This is a genomic window from Nocardia sp. NPDC004582 (genome assembly GCF_053602115.1).
Genome location: NZ_JBSGCY010000262.1, coordinates 1 through 3,939 on the forward strand (window position 1 = coordinate 1; position 3,939 = coordinate 3,939).

Below are 3,939 nucleotides of genomic sequence, written 5' to 3' on the forward strand. Positions count from 1 at the left end.
AGCGGGTCGCGGTCACCGGTGAGCGCGCGCACGGTGTCGGCGCCGCCCTGGCCGATGGTGGCCAGTCCGCGGGCGGCGGCGATGCGGACCTCCCGGTTGTCGTCGTGGGCGGACGCGGTCAGCGCGGGCCAGTCGTCCAGCGACACCAGCGCGTGCACGGCCTGGATGCGGACGCGGTGGTCGGCGTCGACCGACGCCTTGCCGAACAGTTCGGCGGTCCCGGCGCGCAGCGCGCGCAGCAGGTCCACGACGGCGGCGCGCACGAACGGATCGGGTGAATCGGCGTGCTCCGCGAGCCCTGTTGCGGCGGGCAGGATTTCGGCGAGTTCACGCAGTCCGGCCACGGCGGCGGCGCGCACCTCGGCGTCCTCGTCGCCGAGCGCCGCGACCAGCTCGCCGGAGAAGCCGTCCGGGGTGTTCTCGGTCAGGACCGCGAGTGCGTTCGCCCGCACCCGTGGATCCGGATCGGACAGGAAGGGACGCAGTTCCGCGACGCCGGGCGCGTCCAGGCTCAGCAACAGCGCGATCCGCGGCGCGACGACGTCTTTCGCCGTCCTTCCCGCCGGAGCGTGCGAGCGCACCTGGGCTCCCAGGTTGGGCGGGGTGCCGATGAGAGCGGGCTGCTCGACCGGGATGACCGCCGGGTCGGTGCCGGGCAGGTCGTCCAGGCCCGGCACGGGCACGAAATACGGTGCGACGGGCCGCTTCAGGAACTCCATGTCCCCGTCGGCGGTCTTGCGCAGGTTGAGGTGGTACCGCCATTCGACGTCGTCGCGGGCCGGCAGGTCGGCGCGTTCGTGGTAGAGCCCCCACCGGGATTCGGTGCGGGTGAGCGAGGAGCGGGCCGCCATTTCCGCGCAGTCGCGGATGAAGCTGACCTCGGCGCAGCGCATGAGTTCGTGCGGGGTGCGCGCGCCCATGGCGGTGAGGTCGCCGCGCATGCGGTCGAAGGTCTCGATGGCGAGGGAGAGTTTGGCGGCCGTCTTGGGCGGCGCGACATAGTCGTTCACGAAGCGGCGCAGCTTGTATTCGACCTGCTGCTGCGGCGGCCCGTCGGGGTGGCGCAGCGGCTGGTAGACGAGCTCGTGGGCGGCGGCCAGCTGATCGGCGGGCAGTTCACCGGGTTCGGGCAGCTCGTCGAGGGTGGCGGCGGCGTGCGCTCCGGCGAGGTCGCCGTAGACGAACGCGCCGATCATGTAGTTGTGTGGCACGCAGGCCAGGTCACCGGCGGCGTAGAGGCCCGGCACGGTGGTGCGGGCGTGCTCGTCGACCCAGACACCGGACGCGGAATGCCCACTGCACAAACCGATCTCGGAGATGTGCATCTCGATGTCGTGGGTGCGGTAGTCGTGGCCGCGATTGGCGTGGAAGGTGCCGCGGGTGGGGCGTTCGGTGGTGTGCAGGATGTCCTCGAGGGCCTCGAGGGTTTCCCCGGGCAGGTGCGAGACCTTCAGATAGATGGGCCCGCGCGCGGATTCGATCTCCCGTTTGACCTCGGACATCATCTGACCGGACCAGTAGTCGGAGTCGACGAACCGCTCGCCGAGCGCGTTGACCTGGTATCCGCCGAACGGATTGGCCACGTACGCGCAGGCCGGGCCGTTGTAATCCTTGATCAGCGGGTTGATCTGGAAGCATTCGATCCCGGACAGCTCGGCCCCGGCGTGATAGGCCATGGCGTACCCGTCGCCGGCGTTGGTCGGGTTCTCGTAGGTGCCGTACAGGTACCCCGACGCGGGCAGCCCGAGCCGCCCGCACGGCCCGGTGGCCAGGATGACGGCCTTGGCCCCGACCGCCACGAATTCCCCGGTGCGGGTGTTCAGGGCGGCCGCGCCGACCGCCCGCCCGTTCGCGGTGAGCACCCGCACCGGCATCAGCCGGTTCTCGATGCGGATGCGCTCGCGCATCTTTCGTTGCCGCAGCACCCGGTACAGCGCCTTCTTGACGTCCTTGCCCTCCGGCATGGGCAGCACGTAGGACCCGGACCGGTGGACGCGGCGCACCGCGTATTCGCCGTAGGCGTCCTTCTCGAACTTCACCCCGTAGCGCTCCAGCCGCTGCACCATGGCGAAGCCGCGGGTGGCGGTCTGATAGATGGTGCGCTGGTTGACGATGCCGTCGTTGGCGCGGGTGATCTCGGCGACGTAGTCCTCGGGTTCGGCCTTGCCGGGGATGACGGCGTTGTTGACGCCGTCCATGCCCATGGCGAGCGCGCCGGAGTGGCGGACGTGCGCCTTCTCCAGCAGCAGCACGTTCGCACCGGCTTCGGCGGCGGTGAGGGCGGCCATGGTGCCGGCGGTGCCGCCGCCGATGACCAGCACGTCGCAGTCGAGGCGGAGGGTGTCGTCGAGATCGGGGATTTCCATTACTTCGTTGCCTCCGTGAGCTCGCCCGAATGATTCAGGGCGGCAATGATTTCGGACCGTAGGGCGGTGCGGTCGACGCCGGCTTCGCGCGGCCGGGGGACCTCCAGCAGGGCGCGCAGGGGTTCGCCGGCGCGGCCGAGGACGGCGATGCGGTCGCCGAGCAGCAGCGCCTCGTCCACGTCGTGGGTGACGAAGACGACCGTGGTGGGGTGGCTGTCCCAGGTGTCGACGAGCAGGCGCTGCATGGTGTCGCGGGTCTGGGTGTCGAGGGCGCCGAAGGGTTCGTCCATCATGACCGCGCGCGGCGCCCCCGCCAGGCCGCGCGCCAGCTGCACGCGCTGACGCATGCCGCCGGACAGCGATTTGGGCAGGAAGTCGGCGAAGCCGGTGAGCCCGATCTCGGCGATCCAGCGGTCGGCCAGTTCCCGGCGTCCGGCGCGGGGCGCGCCCCGCAGCCGCAGTGCCAGTTCGATATTGGCGCGCACCGTCTTCCACGGCAGCAGCGCGTTGTCCTGGAAGACCACGGCGCGGTCGCGGTCGGTGCCGGTGACCTCGACGCCGTCGGCGAGCACCCGCCCCGCGTCGGGGCGCAGCAGTCCGGCCAGGGCGCGCAGCACCGTGGACTTCCCGCAGCCCGAGGGCCCGGTGAGGACGAGGATCTCGCCGGGCCGCACCGTGATCGACAGGTCGTCGATGATCGGCGCGCCGGTGTAGGAGAGCCGCACCCGGTCCAGGGTCAATCCGATTCCGGCCGTGCTCATTTCGTCTCCTCGTCGCCGCGCGGCAGCCAGTGGGTGACGCGGCGGCCGAGCAGTTCCACCGCGGCGGAGGTGGTGTAGCCGAGCACGCCGATGGTGATGATGCCGACGAACACGCCCGGGTAGTCGACGATGGTGTACGCCTGCCAGGTGCGGTAGCCGACACCCAGCCGCCCCGAGATCATCTCGGCCGACACCACGCAGATCCAGGCCACGCCGATGCCGACGGAGAGCCCGCCGAAGACTCCGGGCAGGCTGCCCGGCAGCACCACCCGCCACAGCACGTCCCAGCGGCCGCCGCCCTGGGTGCGGACCGATTCCTCCCAGATGGTGGGCAGCGCCCGCACCGCGTGCCGGGTGGCGACCAGGATCGGGAAGAAGGCGGCCAGGAAGGTGATGAACACGATGCCGGCCTCGTCGTCGGGGAACAGCAGGATGGCGACCGGCACGATGGCGATGGCCGGAATCGGCCGCGCCAGTTCGGTGAGCGGTCCGACGGTGTCGGCGAACCAGCGGGAACGGCCCAGTGCCACACCGGCGCTCACGCCGATCAGCGCGGCCAGGCCGAAGCCGCTGAGGATCCGGATCAGCGACTGTCCGAGGTCCAGGTAGTAGGCGTCGGTGCCGAGCTGATGCCGGAAGGCCCGCACGATCTGGGTGACCGTGGGCAGCGTGTCGAACCGGACCCAGAGCCGGATGTGGTTGGCGGTCAGGAATTCCCAGGCCCCGATGGCGGCGAGCACGGACAGCGCCCGCACGATCCGTGACCGCCATACCGCCCGTCCGGCCCGCGGGCGCGCCGCCCGCGGTGCGGC

3 protein-coding genes are annotated in these 3,939 nt (G+C 71.2%); all 3 read right to left on the reverse strand.

From position 1 onward, the window contains the following. Positions 1-2,366 (reverse strand): fumarate reductase/succinate dehydrogenase flavoprotein subunit (locus tag ACWELJ_RS33645; protein ID WP_452370103.1); only part of this gene is annotated, 2,366 nt, incomplete at its 3' end. After that, positions 2,366-3,127, reverse strand: a complete 762-nt coding sequence (locus ACWELJ_RS33650; RefSeq protein ID WP_452370104.1) for an ABC transporter ATP-binding protein — start codon at positions 3,125-3,127, stop codon at positions 2,366-2,368. The genes ACWELJ_RS33645 and ACWELJ_RS33650, both read right to left, overlap by 1 nt. Beyond that, positions 3,124-3,939, reverse strand: an 816-nt coding sequence (locus ACWELJ_RS33655; RefSeq protein ID WP_452370105.1) for an ABC transporter permease, incomplete at its 5' end; no start/stop codon positions are given. The genes ACWELJ_RS33650 and ACWELJ_RS33655, both read right to left, overlap by 4 nt.